Below are 22,872 nucleotides of genomic sequence, written 5' to 3' on the forward strand. Positions count from 1 at the left end.
CTTGCAGGCACCCGGTGGGCGCGCCCCTTCAGGGGCGCGGGGCTGTATTCGACACGCGGCTACCGCCGCGTGGGCGCGACCAGCCCCGCAGAAATCAACGGCGCACAAGCACCCCATCCAAGAAGCCGTTCCCGAACACCCGGTGCGGGTCGAGGCGATCCAACGCCTCCACCGCCGCATCCCACACCGCACCCCCGAACGACCCCGGAATCCTCGTACCGAGCACCTCCTCGTCACTCCACACGCCGGACTCGGTGTACGCCCACCCCTTGGACCACTCCACCCGAGTCCCCTCGTACCGCTCGAACAGAAACTCCTCCAACTCCCGCAAGAACGCCTCCGCATGGGGCGTCCCCGGCAGCGTCAGCACATCCAGCCAGACCGCCGTGTCCGCCCCCTCCCTCGGCCGCAAGGCGGAGAGCAACGGCACCTGGGCACCGGTCAGTTCCACATCCGCCGGCTCGTCCAGCCCCGTCACCCGGATCTCCACCGACCCGTTGACGGGGAACCGCCCCGAAGCGGCGTACGCGGCGAGCCGTTCCCGGTAGAACGACGTGAACTCGTGCACGACACGCTGCACTTCGGCCCGCCGAGTCAGCACCGCGTACCCGTTCGCGTTGATCCGCAGCGTCGTCGGCCTCACGTACAGCAGCGTGTTCTTCGACGCCCCCCAGATGTCCGAGGACAGCGTCGTCACCAACCCGAGCGCCGCCACGTCCAGTTGCGTGTTGCCCAGCACCGGTGCCAGATACCATGCCGCGTCGGACACCATCCGCCCCACGAGGTCGGCGACCACCGTCGGCACGTTGTCCGAGAAGGGGTAGTTGTACGGCGAGGTGACATGCCGCGAGGCGAGCGGTCTGGCCGGGGCGACGCTCCATTCCTTGAGCCACGGGTACTCGGTGAACGCGAACCAGATCGCCTCGACCCGCCCGGACCGGGTCAGGAAACTGTCGAGGGTCCGCCCGCCGGAACCGGCCGCGGCGAACAGCTCGCCGGCCGGGATGTCGGTCCGGCTCAGGCAGCGCAGATTGCTGTTGGCCCCCACCCGCAACACGACCTCGGTCACGAACGCCCGGCCCAGATGCGTGAGCAGGGCCGCGCAGTCCGCCTCGGACCGCCGGAACGTCCGCAGGACGTACGCTCCCGCGTCCCCGTCCCACACCACCGCCGTCAGTGACAGCACCAGATTGCTCAGCGAGCCGTAGGTGTGCCCGGGCAGCGGCTCCTCGCCGTCGGCCGGAACGGCGGTGCCGTGCGCGTCGATGGCCAGCGCCCCGCCGAGCGTGAGATCGCCCGGCGCGGGCGTGGCCGTGAGCCCGAGACCGTGGCCCTCCAGGAAGGTCAGCAGCGCCTCCATGGTGACGCCGGTCCCGGCCCGCACCTCCGACCCGGAGTCCAGGGACAGCCCCGTCAGGTGTGTCCGGGTGTCGACGAGCAGCACCTTCTCGTCGGCTTCCGTCCCTTCCGTGACGGTCAGCGGCGACCAGCCGTGCGAGGAGCCACGCGCGCGTACCCGCCAGCCGTTGCGCCAGGCCCAGTCGACGGCCGCGCGCGCCTGGCCGGCGTCGGCCGGGGCGCAGGCCCACAGCCCGTCCGCGGTGATCTCGCCGACCCAGTTGCGGTACGCCGAGCGGTACAGCGCGACATCCGCCGGGAAGCCGGGCAGTTCGGCCGCGGCCACGGCCGGATCCGCCGCCAGCAACACCGGTACGGCGGCCAGCGCGGCGGCGGACCGCAGGAAACCCCGACGGCTCCAGCCGTCCCGGGCAGGGAAGTTGTTCGCTGAACGATCAGTCACGCCGACACGCTAGGGCCGGGTTGAGGCCCCCTCGATTTCTGTCGAACACAATCACCCGTGTGAGTGAAGGATTCATAGGTGGGCGGGGCCGAGGAGGCTCCTGACAGCGTTGTCGGCGGCGGATGACAGACTGGCGCCATGGACGAACGCGTAATCGGCAGGTCGGGACAGCGGGCATCGGTCGTCGGCCTCGGAACATGGCAGCTGGGCGCCGACTGGGGCGACGTGGACGAGAAGGACGCGCTCGCCGTTCTGGAGGCCGCGGCCGAGTCGGGGGTGACCTTCTTCGACACCGCCGACGTGTACGGCGACGGGCGCAGCGAGCAGATCATCGCCACGTTCACGCGCAGCAGGCCCGATCTGCATGTGCTGGTGGCCACCAAGATGGGCCGCCGGGTCGACCAGATCCCGGAGAACTACGTCCTGGACAACTTCCGCGCGTGGAACGACCGGTCCCGCCGCCACCTCGGCGTGGACCGCCTGGACCTGGTGCAGCTGCACTGCCCGCCGACCCCGGTCTACTCCTCCGGCGAGGTGTTCGACGCCCTCGACACCCTCGTCGAGGAGGAGCGCATCGCGGCCTACGGCGTCAGCGTCGAGACCTGCGCGGAGGCGCTCACCGCGATCGGCCGCCCGGGCGTGGCCAGCGTGCAGATCATCCTCAACCCGTTCCGCGTGAAGCCGCTGCGCGAGGTCCTCCCGGCCGCCCGCGAGGCCGGCGTCGGCATCATCGCCCGGGTCCCGCTCGCCTCCGGTCTGCTGTCCGGCAAGTACACCAAGGACACCGTCTTCGCGGCCGACGACCACCGCACCTACAACCGGCACGGCGAGGCCTTCGACCAGGGCGAGACCTTCTCCGGCGTCGACTACACGACGGGCGTCGAGGCCGCCGCCGAGTTCGCCGCGCTCGCCCCCGAGGGCTGGACCCCGGCTCAGCTCGCGCTGCGCTGGATCATCGACCAGCCGGGCGTCACCACGGTGATCCCGGGCGCCCGCAACGCCGAGCAGGCCCGCGCCAACGCGGCCGCCGCCAAACTCCCGGAACTGCCCGCGGAGACGGTCACCGCCATCCGCGACCTCTACGACCGCCGGATCAAGGGCCAGGTCGAGAACCGCTGGTAGTACCCGCCGGGCCGGGAGCGCCGCCAGGTCCGGGCTCCCGGCCGGGGCTGTTTGAACGACGGGCCCGACGGTTACACGGACTTCATGACGGACCAGGAGAGGCGGCACGGGCGCGACGAGAGCGAAGAGGAGCGCGCCGACCGGATGTGGGGCGAACTCATCCAGGAGGTGCGCGTCGCCCAGACCGGTGTACAGATCCTCTTTGGCTTCCTGCTCACCGTGGTCTTCCAGCAGAAGTACGCCGACCTGGCCGACGTGGACCGGACGATCTACATCGTGACCGTCGTCCTGGGCGCCGCGGCCACGGGCGCCCTCATCGGCCCGGTCTCCCTGCACCGGCTGGTCGCCGGCCGCAAGGTGAAGCCGCAGGCGGTGCGGCTGGCCTCCGGACTGACCCAGATCGGCCTGTTCCTGTTGCTGGCCACCATGGCCGCCGCGCTGGTGCTGATCCTCCGGGTGGCCACCGGCGGCAGCCGTATGACCTGGGTGGTCGCGGCCGTCGTCGTCTGGTACCTGGTCTGCTGGTACGGCCTGCCGCTGTGGTCCCGGCGCCGTCACACCAGCCGCTGAGCCGCCTCCAGCGCGCGCAACTGCCGGTCGTGCAGCCGGCTGAGCAGCAGCACCGCCACCGTCGCCCCGACCAGCGCGCAGAACATGTCCCACTGGGTGTCCCAGACATCGCCCTGGGTGGCGAGGAAGGCATCCGCATCGTGCCCGCCGATCTCGGCCACCAGCCACTCCAGCAGCTCGAAGGAGGCGCTGAAGGCGAGGCAGGCGCACACCGTCAGCGGGGCGAGCCAGCGGCTGCCGCGCAGCGGTGAGGTACGGCTGAGCAGCTCACGGACCAGGATCGCCGGTACGAAACCCTGCATGAGGTGGCCGAAGCGGTCGTACGGATTACGGTCCAGGCCGAAGGTGTCGCGCACCCAATCGCCCACCGGCACCTCGGCGTAGGTGTAGTGGCCGCCGACGGCGAGCACCAGCGCGTGCACCGTGAGGAGCCCGGCCAGCAGCCCCGTCAGCGGGAAGCGCCGCCATGTCAGCACCACCAGCGGCAGGCCGACCAGCACCCACACCGTCTCCAGGAACCAGGTCGTACGGTCCCGGGCGCCCCACGCCGACACGGCCATGCCGGCCACCACCACCCCGGCGAGCAGGGCGGGCGGAACCCGGCGCGGCACACGGTGCGGAACGGGGCGCGGGGCGGGGTGCACTGCGGTCATGGCGGACTCCTCGTCGTGGGAGCCCCATCGTGGCCGTGGCGGCCGGGCCCGGACATGAGTACGGCTACTCAGCCGGGGGGCGTGGCCACTCAGCCGGTGGCGAGGATCTCCGCCAACAGGTCGTCCACCGGGACCTCTTCCCGTCCGGGCGGGACGGCCATGTAGGTGTCGCTCAGGAACGAGGCCAGCGCGGGAGCCCAGGCGAACACCACCGCGTGATGGCGTTCGCCGCCGGGCAGGGGATCGCCGAGGAAATCCATGCGCACTTCCCTCCAGCGCCCCTGCCGTACCGGACGCAGCCGGACGTCCCCGACCCCGACCGGCTCCCTCAGACCCTCGTTGAGCATCTCCCGGTCCAGTCGCCATCTGGCGAGCACCCGGCCGTCCAGGGTGAACACCGCGGTGACGGCGAACGGGTCTGCGGCGTCGTACGAGAGATGGGCGAGGACGGGGCAGCGGGCGGTCCCGTCCGCGCGGAGCTGTACCACCAGGGTCCTGTGCACGATGGGGTTCACGCGAGAGCCCTCCGAGAACGATCGGCTTGGTGTTCTCTAGTACCCCTCTCACATGAAAAACGCTCAATCGTGAGCGGAATCCCCTGCGGAATCCACTGTGGGATCCACCACGGAACCGCCCTTCGTGCCGCGCAGTGCGGCCAGGCAGGAGCCGATGGCCTGCTGGAGTTCCTCCAGGCGCTGGACCATGTCGTCCTCGTAGAAGTCCTGGGCGTCGTCGAAGGTCAGCTCTTCGAACGCCTTGGTCGCCTTCTGCAGGCTGCTGTAGAACCTGGTGCGCTTCTCCTGGACGCGGAGTTCGGGGTCCGCCTCGACCGTCTCGACGACCAGGTTCTTCATGGTGTCGTAGGCCTCGGTCGCCCACTCGCCGGTGTCCTCGTCCTCGTCCAGTTCGTCGAGGAGCGACAGATGGCGCTCGGCCTCCTGCCGCAGTTCGACGGGGGCGTCGACCGTCTGTCCGGCAGGGGTCTTGATCTGGCCGGACTCCGCGATCTGGCGGACGTATCCGATGCGGTCGGCCGAGCGGCTCTCGGTGGCGACGGCCTTCTTGAGGTCCGCCGTGCGGACCACGTCACGGGCCAGCACCGTCTGCAGGTCCGGGTCCTCCTTGATGCGGTCGAGGAGCGCCGAGCGGGCCGCGCGGGCGGTGGAGGGATCGGCGAGGATCGCGGCCCGCAGCGCGGTGGGGTTCTCGGCCACCTCGAGGGCCTTGGTGGGCCGGATGCCCTCGGCCTCGGCGGCCTCGGAGATGGCGGTGCCGCGCTCGGAGGTGGCGCTGTTGCGGGAGACGTAGTAGTCCAGCCAGACGTCGGAGTCCGGGAGTTCGACCTCCTGGCCCGGGGCGAGCGCCTCGAAGTGCGGGACCACACCGTCGTCGGCGGCCCTGTCCCACGCCTTGTAGTAGCGCATCACCCGCTCCGGGGAGCAGCCGGCCAGCTCGGCGAACTCCCTCGCCGACACCTTCGGCGTCTCGTCCGCGCCCTGCCCTCCGGGCCGCACACTGCGGGCCACCATCAGCCCGAACGTCCAGCCTCCGGTGCGCACATAGGCGCCGAACTCCCGGGCGTCCCGCGCCACGAGGTCGGACAGGGGAGCCGGGGACGCGCTGGACGTCTCGGACGGGTCGATCGCTAGGGTCACGGAGGACGCTCCTGAAGGCTGCCGAACTGCATACGTACCGACGGGCAGCCTATATCGACCCATTGGCCAGGGTTTGCCGCACGGTCGAAGACCAGCCGGGCGCACCGGTCGGTCCACGAGACCACGCGGACCGGCCTGTCCCGAGCACGGATCAGCTCGCCGACCCCCGGAACGTGGCCAGGAACGTCTTCAGCGCCACCGTGTTCGTGGCATCGTCCCAGGTTGAGGCGGGGGCCGTGACGCGCAGCGAGAAGCTGCGGCCGCCGCCCAGCAGGAAGCCGCGGCCGAAGGTGCGCACCTGGTCGGCGCCGGTGCCGGACAGCCACTCCATGTCCGCCGCCTTGTACCCCTGGTAAGTGGTCGCCTTGATCTCGCCGATCCGCCGGTAACCGTCCAACTGTTCCAGCTGGGGCTCCACGTCGTCCCGCCAGACGGCGACCGGGTCCGGGCCGGCCTGGGTGCTGTAGGTGACGGCCAGGGTGCGCGGGTCGTCGCCGCCCGGGCCGAAGATGACCCGGTAGGCGACGTCCTCGACCCGCGAGGTGTCCAGGCGCTTCCAGTCCTTCGGGAGGGCCACGGAGAAGCCCTCCGGGGCGGTGTAGCGGTGAAACCCGGCCGGAAGGGCACCGGCCGTGGCCGACGGGGAGGGCGACGGCGATGTCTTGGAGGGCGAGGGGGAAGCGGGGGCGGACGGGGAGGAAGAAGGCGAGGAAGAAGGGGAAGGAGAGGGGGAGCGGGTCGGCCCGTTGCCTTCCGTGCGGTTGCCCGGATCTGCGGCCGTCGCGGAGGCGCTCGACGCCGAGCCGGCCGAGGAGCTGACGCCCGGGAGCCCCTGGGTGGCGGCGAGCACCGCGACCGACACGGTCACCACGGCCAGCGCGGTCCCCCCGATCATGGTGGTCCTGCTCCACCCCGAGGCCCGCGCCGCCACATAGGCGCCGCGCAGCCGGGGTACCGGGGCGGGCTGCCCGACCGCGTCGGGGTCCTCGTCCAGGACACGTGTCAGCGCCTGCCGGACCACCGGCCTGCTCAGCCGTTCCCGGGAGTTCTTGCGGAGCAGCCCCTGCACGACCTGGGTCAGCGGACCGGCTCGCAGCGGGGTGCGCAGTGGCAGCCGGTCCACGCCCTTCAGCGTGGCGTCGGCGCGGCCGCGGTCCCGGAACGGCGGCCGGCCCTCGACCATCGTGTAGAGGATCGCGCCGAGCGCCCACAGGTCGGCGGCCGGCCCGATGCGTTCGTCCCTGGCCTGCTCCGGCGAGGCGTACGACGGTGCGGTGACCCGGGGGGCCAGGGTCGCGCCCGCCAGGCCGAACCCGGTGATCGCGACCGGGCCCTTGTCGCGGACGAAGATCTGGCCGGGGCTGAGCTCGCCGTGCGTGTAGCCCTCGCCGTGCGCGCCGTCCAGCACGTCGAGCACCTCGAGGCCGATCCGGGCGGCCTGCACGAAGTCGAACGTGGTCTGCTGGACGAGGAGTTCACTGAGGGGTGTGCCGTCGATCAGCTCCGTGACCGTCCACAGCGTGCCCGCCTCCTCGAAGGCGTCGATCACCATGACCACCCGGCCGGGCCGCAGCGCGCCCATGACCTCGGAGGTGCGCAGGATCCGGGAGGTGGTCCGGCGTACCACGTCGTCGGTGAGGGCGTCCGGAAGCACGATCTGGGTCAGCAGACGCGGACGCTCGGCCTGCACGTCCTCCGCGTACCAGCTGATGCGGTTCGGCTCGCGGTCGGCGACCTCGATGAGCCGGTACCTTCCGGCGACCAACTGTTGTGCGGAGACATGCGCCTTGACCATCGTCATCCCTCGCTGAAACCCCTGCCTCTTCTTAACCAGAGGTACGCGGGACGCGCCCCGGTTTGTTCAAAGAATCTGCAACTCAGGGCCCCTTCTTGCCTTTTATTCAAACGGCGTCACCTGCAGGGGACTTGAGGAAAACGGCGAATGACCGGGCTCCGACCTGCGGGTAACCGACGGTAAAAGACCGGCTGCGGTCCGCTGGACGGCCTCCTCCCCAAGCGGCCGGTATGTGGGGTGGACGGGGCCGATCGAACCGTCTCAGAGGGCCCGGCGCACCAGGAACTCCAGCAGGCCGCGCAGCTCCGTCGACGCGAGCGGCAGCCCGGCGAGCAGTCCCTCGGCCCGGGCGGTGTGACGGCGGGCCTCGGCGAGCGCGGCCGTGCGTCCGCCCGCCTCCTCGATCAAGGCGGCCGCCTCCCCGGCATGCCCGGGCGTGTCCAGAAGCCGGGCGAGCCGGGGCCCGGCGGGGGAGCCGAGCGCGGCGAGGACCGGATACGTCTTCTTCCGCTCCCGCAGATCGCCGTGCACGGGCTTGCCGGTGACGGCCGGGTCGCCCCAGATCCCCAGCACATCGTCCACCAGCTGGAACGCCACGCCGAGATGGCGACCGGCCAGGTCCAGCGAGCCCACCGTGGCCGCTGGCGCGCCGCCGAGCGCGGCCCCCAGCGCGACGGCACACCCCAGCAGCGCGCCCGTCTTCCGCTCGGCCATCACCCGGTACTCCCGCTCCGACACACCGGTCCAGGGCCGCCTTGCGAAGAGCAGATCGTCCGCCTGCCCGTGCACCAGGTCCACCAGCGCGGCTGACAGCAGCCGCAGGGCAGCGGGTCCGCCGGGAGCGGCGGCCAGGGTCTCGACCGCGAGCGCGAAGAGGGCGTCGCCCGCGAGGACGGCCGGTCCGGTGCCGTACGCCTGCCAGACGGCCGGGCGGCGGCGCCGGGTGTCATCGCCGTCCATGATGTCGTCGTGCAGCAGCGAGAAGGCGTGCACCAGTTCCACCGCGACCGCCGCCGGGACCCCGCGCTCCGCGGGCGCGCCGGCCGCCTCCGCGCCGAGCACGGCCAGCGCCTGCCGGACGCCCTTGCCGCCCGGCGCGTCGGCGGGGGAACCGCCGACCTCGCACCAGCCGAACGCGTACCCGGCCATCTCACCGACCCAGGGGTGCAGCCGCCCCACCGCCGCCACCAGCGCGGGCCGCACCAGTTCCCGGCATCGGAGGAGGACGTGCGGGGGAGCGGTGACGGGTGCGAGCGCGCTCATCGGACGGCCTCCGTCCCGACGCCGAACTCCGCCTGGGCCCGGGTCACCATCTCCTGGGCGTGCCGCAGACCGGCCCGCTCCAGCACGCCCGCGAGGTCGGCGAGTTCGGCCGCCGTCTCGGCACGGTCACGGCCGAGCCGCGCCAGCGACTTGGCCAGCCCCAGCCGGGACAGCGCCTCGCCCCGCGGCTCGCTCATCGCGCGGAACTCCGTGAGCGCCAGCTCGTACCACTCCCGCGCCTCGGCGTAACGCCCGGCCCGGTAGAGGACGTTGCCGCGCATCTTGTGGTTGTAGGCCAGCGCGCTGGACAGGTTCATCGCCCGGCACGCCGTCTCCGCCTCGGACAGCAACGCGAGCGCCCGCTCGCTGTCGCCGTCCCGCACCGACACGATGTCCGCGAGCCCGCGGAGCGCCCAGGCGTGCCCGCGCCGGTCCTCCGCCCGTGCCGCTATCCCGGCCGCCTCCTCGAAGAGGGCGTACGCCCGGTCGTACGACCCGGTGTTGCGATGCATCTGCGCGATGCCCTCCAGCGCCCACACCGTGTGCCGGGCCTCCCCGCGCCGCCGGGCCTCGGCGAGCAGTTGCTCGTGCAGCCGTCCCACGGACGTGTAGTCGCCCTGGATGCGGCCGGTCTCGGCGAGCCCCGCCAGCGAGTAGCCACGGACGACGACGTCCCCGCCCCGCTCGCCGAGGTCGGCCGCCAGCCCCAACAGCCGCCTGGCCAGCGGAAAAGCACCACGCTGCCGGGCCAGGGTGCCGCCGCTCCACAGCGCCCACGCCATCGCCGCCGAGTCCCCGGCCGCCCGGGCGGCACGGTAACTCGCCTTCCAGGCCCGGTCGGCGTCCCCCACCTGCCCCAGACGCCGATGCGCCTCGGCGACGGCCAGCCCGCAGCGGGCCTCCTCGTCGCGGCGGCCGGACCGCTCGGCCTCACGCAGCCGCTCGATGCCCTCGGCCAGCACGTCGACCAGCGACGAGTTCACGGACAGGGAGGTCAGCGCGCCCTGGTACTCCGGGGCGAATGCCTTGCCGTACATGGGTGCCTCTCTATGTGTGGCGCGTATTCACCCCGTCTATACATCGCGTGTATACAGGGTGTGTATAGTGCGCCCGAATTTTGCCCTGGCCGCACGGGCCAGGGCTTCGCTGTTGTGCATCAGGACGTCTGTGAGGCCGTCGGGGTTGCCTGTGTGATGCGGATCACCGCGTGCGGTGTCAGTGCTGCTGCGCCTTCTGTGGGGTCACCTCGCTCGGCCGCACCACGACGTATCCCTCACCCTGGAGCATCAGCTGGACCGCTTCCCCGGAACCGCCGCGCAGCATCGACCCGATGGACTGCGAGCGGTGCAGCGAGGTCTGCAACTGCGTGGTCCAGCCCACCACCGCGTCCGTGTCGACGTATACCGGGGCCTGCGGCGAGACCGGTATGACCAGCGGATTGCCGTCACAGATCAGCCCCAGCCTGCCCCGTCCGGTGAACACGCTGTTGAACAGACCGCCGCCGGCGATGCCGGACCCCTTGACGGTCTTGATCTCGTACGACAGGGAGGCGTCGAAGCACAGGACGTTGCGGCCGTTGACCGTGAACTGGTCGCCCGCTTCGACCTCGACGATGAAACAGTTCTGTGCCTCATGCGCGAACCAGGCCTCGCCCTGGCCCTGCACGGACATCAGGGGCAGCCCTTCCCCGGTGACGGCGCGCTTGAGCATCCCGCCCACGCCCTGGCCCTTGCGCTCGAACTTCAGACTGCCGCGGTGCGCGATCATCGCGCCCTGGCGAGCGTACATCTCGCCGTTCACGGCGTACCTGACGCACTTCGCGTTCTCGATCGTCATGCCCGGCGCGACGGCCGGCTCCACCATGTGCTGACTGGAAAAGAGATCACCCTTCATGCCGGGCATGGTGTCCCGGACGGACCCGTTCCGCCAAGATCACGGACCGTATCGGTTCAGGCACCGAACAGCTGGGTCCAGTACGTGCCCGCCCGGCCACCGCCCGCGAAGCCGATGCCGATGTGGGTGAAGTCCGGTTTGAGGATGTTCGCCCGGTGACCGGGGCTGTTCATCCAGCCGTCCACCACCTCGGCGGCCGAGCGCTGGCCGCAGGCGATGTTCTCGCCGATGGTGCGCCGCCGGGAGCCCGCGGCGGCGGCCCGGTCCCAGGGCTGGGTCCCCTCGGGGGAGGTGTGTGAGTAGAAGTCCCGGGTCGCCATGTCCGTGCTGTACGCCTGCGCCGCCGTGGCCAGGTGCGGATCCACCGCCAGCGGCCGCAGCCCGGCCCGGACGCGCTCCCGGTTGGTGAGGTCGACGACCTCGGCGCGGGTGCGGGTCAGTTCGGCGGGGGTGAGGGGTCTGGCCCACAGCGCGGTCCAGTAGGTGTCCCCGTCCGCAGGGCCCTGGACGTGGGCCAGGCCGGCGTGGGTGAAGGCCGGGTCGAGCAGGGTGCGCCGAGCGCCCTCGGTGCGCAGGCAGTAGTCGACGAACTCGGCCGGGGTGCGCGGACCGGAGACGAGATGCTCGCCGACCGTGACATACGCGAATCCGGTGCGGCTGATCCGCTGGTGGAGCGAGACGCCGTCGGGGCTCTCGGTGGCCAGGCGGCCGGCGTCGGCCATCGCGGTGGCATGGGCGAGGGCGGCGGAGGTGAGCCGGGCGTCCGGAGCCACGGGTGGCCGGCCGGCCTGGGCGCGGGCGGAGTTGACCAGGCCCAGCAGGCCGTCCGGGTCCGGGAACGCGGCCACCGAGGGCCGGGGCGGTGCGGCCGCGGTGCGCTGGGTGGGGATCGTGGGGCGCGACGCCGGAGCCGGCTGTCGGTCCTCGACGACATCGACTCCGAAGTCCCGGGCCAGCCCAGCCAGTCCGTCTGCGTATCCCTGTCCGACCGCGCGCAGCTTCCAGCCGGTGCCCCGGCGGTATATCTCGGCGAGCAGCAGCAGGGTCTCCGTCTGCGGGCGTGGCGGGGCGAACCGGGCCACCGTCCGGCCGAGGAGGTCGGTGACATGCAGCGCGGAGGCGGGCAGCCGGCCGAGCGGGGTGCCCGGCTCGGCGGCGGTGACCGTGAGGGTGACGCGCTGGGCGCCGGTCCGCAGCCGGGCCGGCTCGACGGTCAGTGTGTCGCCGCGCAGCCGGACGCCGGGCGCGTCCGGCTGGTTGTAGAAGACGAAGTCGGTGTCGCCGCCGACCTTGCCGCTCTCGTCGGTGATCAGCGCGGAGACGTCGAAGGGACCGGGCACCCGCAGCGTCAGCGCGCCGTCCGGAAGGGGCAGATTGCCCCCGGGGACCAGCTCGCTCATCACGCCGCCTCTGCCAGGTCAGGGGGCCGAACGTCGCGCCCGGTGGGGAAGTCGCCGGTAGAACGTCCGGCCCGGGCGCGAGGTTCCCTCGACGAGGCGAGGCGGCGCGGCCGCCACTCCCGCGGCCGCCACTCCCGCGGCCGCCACTCCCGCGGCCGCCACTCCCGCGGCCGCCGCACCCGCGGCGGGCGCCTCCGCGGCAGGAGGCGCGTGCCACCCCTCCCGGCGCGAGCATGGTGCTGCTGCTCCCGCGTGGGCGTGGTGCTGCCGTTGCCGTGTGGCGTGGTGCTGCTGCTCCCGTGTGGGCGTGGTGCTGCCGTTGCCGTGTGGGCGTGATGCTGCTGCTCCCGTGTGAGCGTGGTGCCGCTGCTCCTGGCGTGAGCGAGGTGCTGCCGCTCACGCAGGGAGCGTGGTACCGGTGTTGCTGCTCCGTGGTGAGCATGGTGCCGGTGCTACTGCTCCCGTGGTGCGGACGGTGCGATGTCCTCCCGTTCGAGCGGTGTCCCGGCGCTCCGCGTCGCCGTCGCCGTCGCCGCGCGCTTGCCGCAGAACGCCGGCTCCAGCGTGCCCGCCAGCGTGTTGAGCACGGCCGAGCTGTTGGAGACGTTGGCCAGCGCGGTGAGGCTGCGCTTGCCGTCCTTCGTGGTGAACGCGTACGTGTAGTAGCCCTGCACGGCGCCCGTGTGGCCGTACACCGAGATCCCGCACGACAGATCGCGGCGGCGCAGCCCCAGACCGTAGGAGGTCGTGGCGTTGACCCGGGTGAAGCGCTCCATGTCCGCGAGGCGTGCGGCGGACGTCAGCTTGCCCCTGACCAGCGCCGAGTAGAAGGTGTCGAGGTCCTGGGCGGTGGAGATGATGGCACCCGCGCTCTGCGCCCACGACACCGTCTGGTCCGTCGCGTCGACCGGCTGGGCGCCCGCCTCGTCCGCGGTGAGATAGCCCTTGGCGTGCTGCCCGGGGATCTTCGCGTCGGGGTGGACGTAGAAGGTGTCGCGCAGCTTCAGCGGCTTGAAGACGCGGTTCTCGTACTCGGTCCGCACGCTGCGCCCGGTGAGCTTCTCGATCAGCATGCCGGCGACCACGAAGTTGGTGTTGGAGTAGGAGTAGACGGCCCCCGGCGCGTTGGTGCGCGGCTTCCTGAGGGAGAGGTTCAGCAGCTGGCGGTAGGTGAAGACCTTGTTCCGCACCGCCTCGAAGCCCGGCACGCTGCTGGCGAACATGTCGTTGGTGTAGTCGTACAGACCGCTGCGGTGGCTGAGCACGTGCCGCACGGTGATGCGGTCGTCGGGCAGCAGCCCCGGCAGATAGCGGTTGACCGGTGCGTCCAGGGCGAGCTTGCCCTCGTCCACCAGTTGCAGCAGGACGACCGCCGAGAACGTCTTGGTGACACTGCCGACGCGGAACCGGTCGCCGGTGGTGATGGCGCGCCTGGTGGTCCGGTCGGCGACGCCCCGCGTCGTCTTGTAAACCGTCGTACCGTCGTCGATCCGGGCCATCGCGCCGGGCGCGCCCTTCGCCACCACCGAGTTCAGCACCGCGGCCATGCCCGCGGTGTCCGGTGCCGACAGGGCGGCGGCCGGCCGGGGCTCCGCTCCCGCCTTCATCGGCGCCGCCTGGGCCGGTACCGCGAGCAGCGACAGCGCCACCGCTCCGAGCACCGCGCTTCTGCTCACTTTTGCCGAGACCATCCGGACCCTGCTCCTCTCTGTCTGTTTCCGATGCGAGATGGGTCACATGCGGTTCAGGGAACCCTCTCGCATCCCGTCACATCTCCACAGTCGACGCACAGTTGGTCAGCCCGTGATCACCATGCGGTGCGGATTTGCAAAGTATTGCCACGAAAAGCAAGAAAAGCGACGAATCGCGCTTTACATGGACATGACTCGTCCGGAAGGGTTGCGGCCGGGGGCCCGACCAGCCCCCTTGGCGCCTCAACGGTGCCGTGCCGCACGGCGGTCGGTGAGCGATCCCGGCCGTCTTCGAACGTAAGGAACCCTGATCAGTGCGTAGCGCGCACATACGCAGCGTGGCGGTCGCCGTCGCCGTGACCACGGCCGCCACGGGCCTGGCCGGTACGGCCTTCGCCGGTCCCACCACGGGGGTGGAGCAGCGGGCCGCGGCCGCCGCCACGACGGCCGCGCAGGTGGTGGCCGCGGCCCGGACCGCGGCCTTCGCCCACGCCCCGGCCACCGGTGTCGGCGCGGGCGACGAGCTCCAGGCGCAGGACGTGATGATCGACCCGGAGGGGGCGCGTCACGTCCGCTTCGTCCGCACCCACCGGGGCATGCCGGTGCTCGGCGGCGATCTCGTGGTGCATCTTTCCCGTCGGTTGGCCTACACCGGCGTCACCCGGGCGGCTGACCACGCCGTCCGGCCCCCCACCACCGAGGCGAAGCTGACGGCCCGCCAGGCCGAGGAGAAGGCCGCCTCGGCCGCCGGCGGCGACGCCGGCACCGCCGCACTCGTGGTGGACGCCCGCGGCGGTGCCTCGGCCCTCGCCTACCAGGTGGCGGTCGACGGCCCGGACGGTGCCCGTACGGTCGTCATCGACGCTCTCACCGGCAAGGTGCGCAGCAACACGCCGGACAACGACGAGTTCCTCTCGCCCAAGGTGCTGGACACCCTCCGCGAGCGCGGCGAGACCCTCGCCCCGGCCACCGGCATCGCCGCTCACGCCGACGCCTTCGCCGGCGCGTCCGTCTCCGCCGCGGCCCGCTACCCGGCGACCGCGCACGGCTCCGGCAGGTCGCTCTTCGTCGGCAAGGTCCCGCTCACCACCACGCAGACCGCCCGCAAGAGCTTCCTGCTCAAGGACCCGACCCGCTACGGAACCGAGACCCGGGACGCCAAGGGCAAGGAGACCGAGAGCTTCGCCCAGGGCACCAAGTTCACCAGCACCACCGACAGCTGGGGCAACGGCGCCACCAGCAGCAGGGGCAGTGCCGCAGCCGATGCCCAGTACGGCATCACCAAGACCCTGGACTTCTACAAGAAGACCTTCGGCCGCAAGGGCATAGCGAACAACTCCAAGCCCGCGCGCGCCATGGTCCACTGGGGCAGGAAGGTCGGCAACGCCTTCTGGGACTCGGACTGCGGGTGCATGCTGTACGGCGACGGTGACGGTCAGGAGATCAAGAAGCCACTGGTCGTCCTCGACGTCACCGGCCACGAGCTGACCCACGGTGTGGTGGACGCGACCGCGAAGCTCGAACCGACCCGTTTCGACGACGCCGGCAACCAGTACGGCGAGCCGGGCGCCTTGAACGAGTCGCTGGCCGATGTCTTCGGCTCGAACGTGGAGTTCTCCGCGAACAACCCGAAGAACCCGCCGAACTACCTGCTCGGCGAGAAGCTCGGCCTGCAGCAGAAGTTCCTGCGCCGCCTCGACCACCCCTCGCTCGACCGCCTCGAGGGCACGGTCGACTACTGGTCGCCCGAGGTGGCGGACGCCGAGGTGCACGCCGGCTCCGGAGTCTCCTCGCACGCGTACTACCTGCTCGCCGAGGGCAGCGGCCGCAAGAGGATCGGCGCCACCACCTACGACTCACCGACCTACGACGGGTCGACGGTCACCGGCATCGGCCGCGCCAAGGCCACGGCGATCTTCTATCGCGCCCTGACCCGGTACATGGTCTCCTCGACCGACTTCCACGACGCGCGGGTCGCGACGCTGAAGGCGGCCAAGGACCTCTACGGCGCGAGCGGCGTCGAGTACCGCACCGTCGACCAGGCCTGGGCCGCGGTCAACGTCACCGAGGCCAACGAGCCGGCCGCCCGCCACTGACGGGCACGCCACACCGCTGATCCGGGTGCCCTGTCGGGGGGCCGGGCACCCGGATCGCCCCCACCGGTGGAACCGGATCGAAGCCACTGGTGGAACGCGCGTCAACGCCCCCACGTCACCCGCTATTTGAAGGCCACGGCAGCCTCACAGTCAACCTTCAGGTGATTCCTGTTTCTTTTATTGACAGCGGAAAATAAGCCACCTAAGTTCCCGACCATGCGCTCCACCTCCCGTGCCGAGACGTTCCCGGCCCACACGCCGGCCGTCTCGCAGATCTTCACCACGGTCCTGTCCCACGGCCCCCTCACCCGGCTGGAGGCGGCCCGCCGGGCCGGCCTGTCGGCGGCGGCCGTGACCAAGGCCGTCCGGCCGCTGCTGGCGGCCGGATATCTGGCGGAGGACGCCGACGGAGAGGCCCGGCCGGCCCTCGGGCGCCCCGCCAACCTGGTGCGGGTCGACGGCGGGCGCGCGCTGTTCATCGGGGTCAAGGTGACCGGCGACGAGGTCATCGCCGTCCTCACCGACCTGTGCTGCCGGATCCGCCTGGCGCGCCGGCTGCCGGTCAGGGACCGCGCCGCCAAGGCCGTCCTGACCTCCATCGCCGACCTGACCCACGAACTGCGCACCGAGGCCGAGGACTTCGGCGCCCCCGTCCTCGGCCTCGGCATCGCCGTCTCCGGCGACGTGGACCGCGCCGAAGGGGTCGTGCGCTACTCGCCCTTCCTCGACTGGCGGGACGTGGCCCTCGCCGAACTCGCCGGCATGACCACGGGGTTGCCGGTCGTCGTCGACAACGACGTACGTGCCCTGGCCGTCGCCGAGCAGTGGTTCGGCGCCGGGGTCGGGCTCTCCGACTTCGCCGTGGTCACCGTCGGCGCCGGCATCGGCTGCGCACTGGTGATCCACGGCCGGCTCGTCGCGGGCGCGCACGGGGTGGCGGGGGAGATCGGTCACGTGGCCATCGACCCGGCCGGGCCCCTGTGCCACTGCGGCAACCGCGGCTGCGTGGAGGCGATCGCCGGGGACGCCGCGATCGTCACCCGCATGCGCGAGGTGACCGGCCGTCAAGTGGCGGACTCCGCGGAGGCGGTGGTCCTGGCCCACGAAGGCGTGCCCGGAGCGCGGGAGGTGTACGCCCGCGCCGGCGAGGCCATCGGCCGGGGCATCGCCACCGTGGCCAACCTCTTCGGCCCCGAACGCGTGATCATCTCCGGCGAGGGACTCGCCGCCTACGACCTCTTCGCCGAGCAGATCCTCGACTCGTTCACCGCGGCCGCCTTCGGCTCCGCCGCGCAGTGCGACGTACAGACCCGTCCACTCCCGTTCGAGGAGTGGGCGCGCGGGGCCGCGGCCGCCGCGATCCAGTCCTTCATCACCTCGTCTCCCACCCCAATGGGCAAGGGCTGAGCCGCCCAAGACCCCGACCCCAGGAGGGCCCATGCGGTCACCTTCGTACTCCGTCCTGCCCGCACGCGGGCTCAGAACCGTTCTGGTGCTGGCACTCACCGCGGCCTTCGCGGCCGCCGTGCCGGCCGCCCAGGCCCAGACACCCGCCCCGATCGCCGCCAAGCCCTACATGGGCTGGTCGAGTTGGAGCATGCAGTCGTCCAAGTACCCCGGCCTGAACGACCAGGGCGACTACAGCTACCTCACCGAGGCGAACGTCCTCAAGCAGACCGACGCCATGGCGAGCAAGCTGAAGAAGTACGGCTACGAGTACATCAACATCGACGCCGGCTGGTGGATGGACTGGAACTGGAAGTCCGGCTACGACCAGTACGGCCGCCAGAAGGCCGACTCCGCCCGCTTCCCCAGCGGCATGAAGGCCGTCGCCGACCGGATCCACGCCAAGGGTCTCAAGGCCGGCATCTACCTCCCGGCCGGCCTGGAGAAGGGCGCCTACGGCGACGGCAAGACGCCGATCTGGAACGCCGACGGCTGTACCACCGCCGACATCGTCTACGACGACCTGCGCACCACCAACGGCTGGGACAGCGCCTACAAGATCGACTTCGACAAGCCGTGCGCGCAGAAGTACATCGACTCCCAGGCCCAGATGATCGCCGGCTGGGGCTATGACTTCCTCAAGCTCGACGGCGTGGGTCCCGGCTCCGGCAAGAGCGGCGACCAGTACAACAACATCGCCGACGTGGCCGCCTGGCACAAGGCGATCACCGCCACCGGCCGACCGATCCACCTGGAGGCCTCCTGGTCGCTGGACTTCGGGCACGCCGCCGACTGGCAGAAGTACACCAACGGCTGGCGCATCGACACCGACGTCGAGTGCTACTGCAACACCCTGGTCAGCTGGGAGAACTCGGTCGACGACCGCTGGGACGACACCCCGGCCTGGACCGGCAAGGCGGGCCCCGGCGGCTGGAACGACCTCGACTCCCTCGACGTCGGCAACGGCGCGATGGACGGCCTCACCAAGGCCGAACGGCAGAGCTACGCCACGCTCTGGGCCGTCGCCAAGTCGCCCCTGTTCACCGGCGACGACATCACCAAGCTCGACGACTACGGCGTCTCCCTGCTGACCAACCGCGAGGTCATCGCCGTCGACCAGAGCGACAACCCGCCGGCCCGGCCGGTCACCCCGTCCGACCCGCAGCAGGTCTGGGCGGCGAAGAACGCCGACGGCACGTACACGGTGGCCCTGTTCAACCTCGCGGACTCGCCTGCGGCGGTCACCGCCGACTGGACAGCGCTGGGCTTCACCGGCAAGGCGTCGGTGCGGGATCTGTGGAACCGTGAGAACCTCGGTTCATACCCGAGCAAGATCACCGAGGCGCTGCCTGCGCACGGCTCGCGCCTGTTCACCGTGACGCCGAAGGGCAGCGCGCTGGCCTCCACCGGCTACGAGGCCGAGGCGAGCGGCAACACGCTGAGCGGCAACGCCTCCGTCGCCGGGTGCGATGCCTGCTCCGGTGCGAAGAAGGTCGGAAACCTGTACGTCGGCGGCAAGCTGACCTTCAACAACGTGGTCGTCGACAAGGCCGGCACGTATCTGGTGAAGGTCGCGTATGTCAGCGGTGACTCGCGGTCGGCCACCATCTCGGCCAACTCTGGGGGCGGCACCAGCCACAAGTTCCCGTCGACCGGGGACTGGGGGACCGTGGCGACGGTGAGCGTGCCGGTGACCCTGAAGGCCGGTGCGAACACCATCAGCTTCGACAGCGGGTCCGGGTACGCGCCGGACGTCGACCGGATCGACGTTCCCAAGTCTCCGCGCTAGTCACCTCGCTCACCTCGATACACGCGTCGTTGGGAACTGCCGGCCGGCGGGGGCCGGTCGCGCAGTTCCCCGCGCCCCTTGGGGGCGCGCTGTATCGCCCCAGACTTCAAAGGACAGCGTCATGCAGAATCACCCCAGCAGACGAAGCTTCCTCGCCCTCGCCGCCGCCACCGGAGCCCTCGCCTCGCTCCCCTCCTTCACCGCCTCCGCCGCCCCGCTGCGGTCCTCCGAGCCGCTCACCTCCGCCCGCCATCAGCTCTGGTGGCAGGCGCCCGCCGACGACGGGTCGATGATCACGCAGGGTCTGCCCGTCGGCAACGGCCGACTCGGTGCCCTCGCGAGCAACGACTCCGGTCGTGAACTCCTCCTGATCACCGACGCCACCCTGTGGACCGGCGGTCTCAACGACACCCTCGACTCCGACGGGCAGTTCCCCTACGGCCGGGCCGACTTCGGTTCGCTCACCCTGCTGGCCCGGCTCGTCGTCGAGATACCCGACCACGACCTGGGTGCCGTCTCCGACTACCGCCGCGCCCTCGACCTCGACAACGGCGTGGTCTCGGCGTCCTACGTCCGCTCCGGAGTGACCTACCGGCGGCAGATCTTCGCCAGCCGCCCCGACGACGTGATCGTGGCGCACTTCAGCCAGGACGGCGGCGGGCGCTACACCGGCACCCTCACCTTCGAGGGCACCCACGGCGAGACCGGTGGCACCGCCGAGTCGTTCGCCGGGTCCTTCGCCAACGGACTGAAGTACGGCGCCGCCGTCCAGGCGTACGGCAGCGGCGGCAGCGTGCGGGTGAGCGGCTCGCACATCACCTTCACCGACTGCCGGGAGCTGACGGTCGTACTCAGCGGCGGTACGAACTACGCACCGGACGCCGCCGGCTTCCGCGACCCCTCCCTCGACCCGCGGGCGCTCGCCCGCACCAAGGTCAGGACCGCCGCCCGGCACTCGGCGGACTCGCTGCTGCGCACCCACGCCGCCGACCACCGGGCGCTGTTCGGGCAGTTCGACCTCTCACTCGGCACCTCGACGGCCGACCAGCGCGAGCTGGACACCTGGGCGCGCCTCCAGGCCCGCGCCGACACCGGCGACCCGGACCCGGAACTGGAGGCCGCCTACGCCCAGTTCGGCCGCTATCTGATGATCGCCGGATCGCGCGACAGTCTGCCGATGGGCCTCCAGGGCCTCTGGCTGGACGGCAACGATCCGGACTGGATGGGCGACTACCACACCGACATCAACATCCAGATGAACTACTGGATGTCCGACCGGCTGGGCCTGTCCCAGTGCTTCGACGCCTTCACCGACTACTGCGTCGACCAGCTCCCGGCCTGGCAGGACCTCACGCACCGGCTGTTCCAGGACTCCCGCAACCGCTACCGCAACTCCACCGGGAAGGTGGCGGGTTGGACCGTCGCCATCTCCACCAACCCCTTCGGCGGAGGCGGCTGGTGGTGGCACCCGGCGGGCAACGCCTGGCTGTGCCAGAGCCTGTGGGAGCACTACGAGTTCACCCAGTCCCGCGCCCACCTGGAGAAGATCTATCCACTGCTCAAGGGCGCCTGCGAGTTCTGGGAGGCGCGCCTGCTCACCACTACCCTGGACGACGGCAGGGAGGTGCTGATCGCGGACAGCGACTGGTCGCCGGAGCAGGGGCCGCTGGACGCCAAGGGCATCACCTACGCTCAGGAACAGGTGTGGATGCTGTTCGGGAACTTCCGGACTGCGGCCGCCGAGCTGAAGAGGGATGCTGGATACGCGGGCACCATCGGCAAGCTCCGCGACCGCCTCTACCTGCCGGTGGTGAGCCCCAAGACCGGCTGGCTGGAGGAGTGGATGTCCCCGGACAACCTCGGCGAGACCACCCACCGCCACCTCTCGCCGCTGATCAACCTCTTCCCCGGCGACCGGATCCGCCCCGACGGCTCCACCCCCGCCGACATCGTCAAGGGCGCCACCGCCCTGCTCACCGCCCGCGGCATGGACAGCTTCGGCTGGGCCAACGCCTGGCGCTCGCTGTGCTGGTCGCGGCTGAAGGACGCCGACAAGGCCTACCAACTCGTCGTCCGGAACCTGCGCCCCTCCAGCAACGGCAGCAACGGCACGTCGCCCAACCTCTTCGACATCTACCAGGTCGAGGAAGGCCGGGGCATCTTCCAGATCGAGGCCAACTTCGGCACCCCGGCCGCGATCCTGGAGATGCTGCTGTACTCCCGTCCCGGTCACCTCGAGCTCCTGCCCGCCCTGCCCGCCGCCTGGGCCGCCTCCGGCAAGGTCACCGGGGCGGGGGCACGCGGCGGCTTCGTCGTCGACCTGAGCTGGCGCGACGGTAAGCCGACCGAGGCCCGGATCCGCAGCGTCGGCGGCCGTACCACGACGGTCGCCTACGGCGGCAAGTCACGGACGGTCACGCTGAAGCCCGGCGCGTCCGTCACCCTGAAGGACCTCGCGCGGTGACCGGCCGGTTCGCGCGGCTCCTCGGCCTCGCCGCCGTCCTACTGGCCACGGTCGCCTGCCAGACCGGGCCCGCCCAGGCGGCACCTGGGTGGGAGCCCCGGGTACAGACTGCCACCACCCGGCACGACGTCGTCACCTGGGGGGCCAGTGCCGACCAGATGGGCCAGGGCACCGCCGACCGCGGCTACCGGCTGGTCGTACACACCAGCGCCGCCGGCGGCGATCTGCGGGTGCGGCTGTCCAACGCCTTCGGCGACCGGCCCCTGACCCTGGACAGCGTCTACGCGGGACTCCAGAGCCAGGGCGCCGCCCTCAAGCCGGGCAGCAACAAGCGGCTGACCTTCGACGGCGCCCGCACGGTCACCGTGCCCGCGGGTGCCACCACGTGGAGCGACCCGCTGCCCGGCAGCCTGGCCGCCGGCAGCAACCTGGTCGTCAGCCTGCACAGCCCGGACGCGGCCGGCCCCGCGACCGGCCACTGGATGGCGATGCAGACCTCCTACGCCACCCAGGGCGACCACACCGCCGAGGAGAGCGCCGCCAACTGGACGGAGACCACCGGCTCCTGGTGGTACCTGGACTCGGTCTCCGTACGGCCGTCGAGCCCGGCCACCGGGGCCGTGGTCGCGCTCGGCGACTCCATCACCGACGGCTGGGCGTCCACCACCGACCTCAATCGCCGCTGGCCGGACTATCTCGCCCGCAGGCTCCAGAAGGCGGGCACCGAGGTCAAGGGCGTGGCCGACGAGGGGATCTCCGGCAACCAGGTCCTCGCCGACGGCGCCGGACAGGCGGCCCTCCACCGGCTGGACCGCGATGTCCTCAGCCAGCCGGGTGTCCGTACCGTCTTCCTCTTCGAGGGGGTCAACGACATCAAGGCCCACACCGGGGTCACCGCGGCCGACCTGATCGCCGGTTACCAGGAGATCGTCCGGCGGGCGCACGCGGCCGGCAAGTGCGTGGTCGCCTCGACCGTCGGGCCGTTCGAGGGCTGGTCGGAGTGGGACCCGGCGGGCGAGGCCGTACGGCAGGAGGTCAACCAGTACATCCGCACCAGCGGGGAGTTCGACGGAACCGCCGACTTCGACCGGATCCTGCGCAGCCCCTACGACCAGGCGCGGATGCTGCCGTTCCTCGACGGCGGCGACCACATCCACCCCAACGACAAGGGAATGCAGGCCATGGCCGACTCCGTCGACCTGGCGAGCCTGGACTGCAACCGCTGAACCACCCC

17 protein-coding genes are annotated in these 22,872 nt (G+C 71.4%); 7 read left to right on the top strand and 10 right to left on the bottom strand.

Annotation, left to right across the window (positions count from 1 at the left end; translation table 11 throughout):
- Window positions 1-94: 94 nt before the first annotated feature.
- Entirely contained in the window at window positions 95-1,801 is a 1,707-nt protein-coding gene (locus AB0N16_RS31970) for a cholesterol oxidase substrate-binding domain-containing protein (RefSeq protein ID WP_365802764.1), read from the bottom strand.
- Between the two features lie 138 nt (window positions 1,802-1,939).
- On the opposite strand from AB0N16_RS31970, the gene AB0N16_RS31975 reads away from it, so the two are divergent.
- Entirely contained in the window at window positions 1,940-2,923 is a 984-nt protein-coding gene (locus AB0N16_RS31975) for an aldo/keto reductase (protein WP_365802766.1), read from the top strand.
- 84 nt (window positions 2,924-3,007) lie between these two features.
- On the top strand, window positions 3,008-3,493 hold the full coding sequence (locus AB0N16_RS31980; protein ID WP_365802768.1) for a DUF6328 family protein: 486 nt from the start codon (window positions 3,008-3,010) through the stop codon (window positions 3,491-3,493).
- On the opposite strand, the gene AB0N16_RS31985 is transcribed toward AB0N16_RS31980, so the two are convergent.
- The 9 genes from AB0N16_RS31985 to AB0N16_RS32025 all read right to left on the bottom strand — a co-directional run bounded on the left by AB0N16_RS31985 (window position 3,478) and on the right by AB0N16_RS32025 (window position 13,843).
- Window positions 3,478-4,146, bottom strand: a complete 669-nt coding sequence (locus AB0N16_RS31985) for a DUF2238 domain-containing protein (RefSeq protein WP_365802770.1) — start codon at window positions 4,144-4,146, stop codon at window positions 3,478-3,480. The genes AB0N16_RS31980 and AB0N16_RS31985 overlap by 16 nt on opposite strands.
- Window positions 4,147-4,235: 89 nt before the next feature.
- Window positions 4,236-4,661: an SsgA family sporulation/cell division regulator gene (locus AB0N16_RS31990; protein WP_365802772.1), complete on the bottom strand. Its 426-nt coding sequence runs from the start codon at window positions 4,659-4,661 to the stop codon at window positions 4,236-4,238.
- 63 nt (window positions 4,662-4,724) lie between these two features.
- The gene (locus tag AB0N16_RS31995; protein WP_365802774.1) at window positions 4,725-5,801 is read right to left on the bottom strand and encodes a hypothetical protein; all 1,077 of its coding nucleotides are present in this window, start codon (window positions 5,799-5,801) and stop codon (window positions 4,725-4,727) included.
- A gap of 151 nt (window positions 5,802-5,952) precedes the next feature.
- Window positions 5,953-7,602 carry a serine/threonine-protein kinase gene (locus AB0N16_RS32000; protein WP_365802776.1) on the bottom strand — a complete coding sequence of 550 codons (1,650 nt, stop codon included), beginning with the start codon at window positions 7,600-7,602 and terminating at the stop codon, window positions 5,953-5,955.
- Between the two features lie 255 nt (window positions 7,603-7,857).
- Window positions 7,858-8,859, bottom strand: coding sequence for a polyprenyl synthetase family protein (locus AB0N16_RS32005; RefSeq protein ID WP_365802778.1), 1,002 nt, complete (start codon window positions 8,857-8,859; stop codon window positions 7,858-7,860).
- Entirely contained in the window at window positions 8,856-9,896 is a 1,041-nt protein-coding gene (locus AB0N16_RS32010; protein ID WP_365802780.1) for a tetratricopeptide repeat protein, read from the bottom strand. The genes AB0N16_RS32005 and AB0N16_RS32010 overlap by 4 nt, the downstream gene beginning before the upstream one ends.
- A gap of 178 nt (window positions 9,897-10,074) precedes the next feature.
- Window positions 10,075-10,752, bottom strand: coding sequence for an AIM24 family protein (locus tag AB0N16_RS32015; protein ID WP_365802782.1), 678 nt, complete (start codon window positions 10,750-10,752; stop codon window positions 10,075-10,077).
- A gap of 56 nt (window positions 10,753-10,808) precedes the next feature.
- On the bottom strand, window positions 10,809-12,152 hold the full coding sequence (locus AB0N16_RS32020) for a CAP domain-containing protein (protein ID WP_365802784.1): 1,344 nt from the start codon (window positions 12,150-12,152) through the stop codon (window positions 10,809-10,811).
- A 452-nt stretch (window positions 12,153-12,604) separates the two neighbouring features.
- Window positions 12,605-13,843 (bottom strand): serine hydrolase domain-containing protein, encoded by a 1,239-nt coding sequence (locus AB0N16_RS32025; RefSeq protein WP_365802786.1) that lies wholly within the window; start codon window positions 13,841-13,843, stop codon window positions 12,605-12,607.
- Window positions 13,844-14,157: 314 nt separating this feature from the next.
- Here AB0N16_RS32025 and AB0N16_RS32030 point away from each other — a divergent pair, with 314 nt between their 5' ends.
- The 5 genes from AB0N16_RS32030 (at window position 14,158) to AB0N16_RS32050 (ending at window position 22,864) form a co-directional block, all read left to right on the top strand.
- Complete coding sequence (locus tag AB0N16_RS32030) at window positions 14,158-15,939, top strand: M4 family metallopeptidase (RefSeq protein ID WP_365802788.1); 1,782 nt, start codon at window positions 14,158-14,160, stop codon at window positions 15,937-15,939.
- Window positions 15,940-16,155: 216 nt separating this feature from the next.
- Window positions 16,156-17,346: an ROK family protein gene (locus AB0N16_RS32035; protein ID WP_365802790.1), complete on the top strand. Its 1,191-nt coding sequence runs from the start codon at window positions 16,156-16,158 to the stop codon at window positions 17,344-17,346.
- A 31-nt stretch (window positions 17,347-17,377) separates the two neighbouring features.
- A complete protein-coding gene (locus tag AB0N16_RS32040) occupies window positions 17,378-19,174 on the top strand; it encodes a CBM35 domain-containing protein (protein ID WP_365802792.1) in 1,797 nt (598 codons plus the stop codon).
- Window positions 19,175-19,295: 121 nt separating this feature from the next.
- On the top strand, window positions 19,296-21,638 hold the full coding sequence (locus tag AB0N16_RS32045; RefSeq protein WP_365802794.1) for a glycoside hydrolase N-terminal domain-containing protein: 2,343 nt from the start codon (window positions 19,296-19,298) through the stop codon (window positions 21,636-21,638).
- Window positions 21,635-22,864 carry an SGNH/GDSL hydrolase family protein gene (locus AB0N16_RS32050; protein WP_365802796.1) on the top strand — a complete coding sequence of 410 codons (1,230 nt, stop codon included), beginning with the start codon at window positions 21,635-21,637 and terminating at the stop codon, window positions 22,862-22,864. The genes AB0N16_RS32045 and AB0N16_RS32050 overlap by 4 nt, the downstream gene beginning before the upstream one ends.
- Window positions 22,865-22,872 lie beyond the last annotated feature (8 nt).

This window comes from Streptomyces sp. NPDC051105, from assembly GCF_040682795.1.
Taxonomy (GTDB): domain Bacteria; phylum Actinomycetota; class Actinomycetes; order Streptomycetales; family Streptomycetaceae; genus Streptomyces.

What these genes read in the sequence shown, in the direction of transcription:
- AB0N16_RS31975 (WP_365802766.1), top strand. Translation starts at nt 1,940, where the DNA reads ATGGACGAACGCGTAATCGGCAGGTCGGGACAGCGGGCATCGGTCGTC.
- AB0N16_RS31980 (WP_365802768.1), top strand. Translation starts at nt 3,008, where the DNA reads ATGACGGACCAGGAGAGGCGGCACGGGCGCGACGAGAGCGAAGAGGAG.
- AB0N16_RS31985 (WP_365802770.1), bottom strand. Translation starts at nt 4,146, where the DNA reads ATGACCGCAGTGCACCCCGCCCCGCGCCCCGTTCCGCACCGTGTGCCG.
- AB0N16_RS32000 (WP_365802776.1), bottom strand. Translation starts at nt 7,602, where the DNA reads ATGACGATGGTCAAGGCGCATGTCTCCGCACAACAGTTGGTCGCCGGA.
- AB0N16_RS32005 (WP_365802778.1), bottom strand. Translation starts at nt 8,859, where the DNA reads ATGAGCGCGCTCGCACCCGTCACCGCTCCCCCGCACGTCCTCCTCCGA.
- AB0N16_RS32010 (WP_365802780.1), bottom strand. Translation starts at nt 9,896, where the DNA reads ATGTACGGCAAGGCATTCGCCCCGGAGTACCAGGGCGCGCTGACCTCC.
- AB0N16_RS32015 (WP_365802782.1), bottom strand. Translation starts at nt 10,752, where the DNA reads ATGAAGGGTGATCTCTTTTCCAGTCAGCACATGGTGGAGCCGGCCGTC.
- AB0N16_RS32020 (WP_365802784.1), bottom strand. Translation starts at nt 12,152, where the DNA reads ATGAGCGAGCTGGTCCCCGGGGGCAATCTGCCCCTTCCGGACGGCGCG.
- AB0N16_RS32025 (WP_365802786.1), bottom strand. Translation starts at nt 13,843, where the DNA reads ATGGTCTCGGCAAAAGTGAGCAGAAGCGCGGTGCTCGGAGCGGTGGCG.
- AB0N16_RS32035 (WP_365802790.1), top strand. Translation starts at nt 16,156, where the DNA reads ATGCGCTCCACCTCCCGTGCCGAGACGTTCCCGGCCCACACGCCGGCC.
- AB0N16_RS32040 (WP_365802792.1), top strand. Translation starts at nt 17,378, where the DNA reads ATGCGGTCACCTTCGTACTCCGTCCTGCCCGCACGCGGGCTCAGAACC.
- AB0N16_RS32045 (WP_365802794.1), top strand. Translation starts at nt 19,296, where the DNA reads ATGCAGAATCACCCCAGCAGACGAAGCTTCCTCGCCCTCGCCGCCGCC.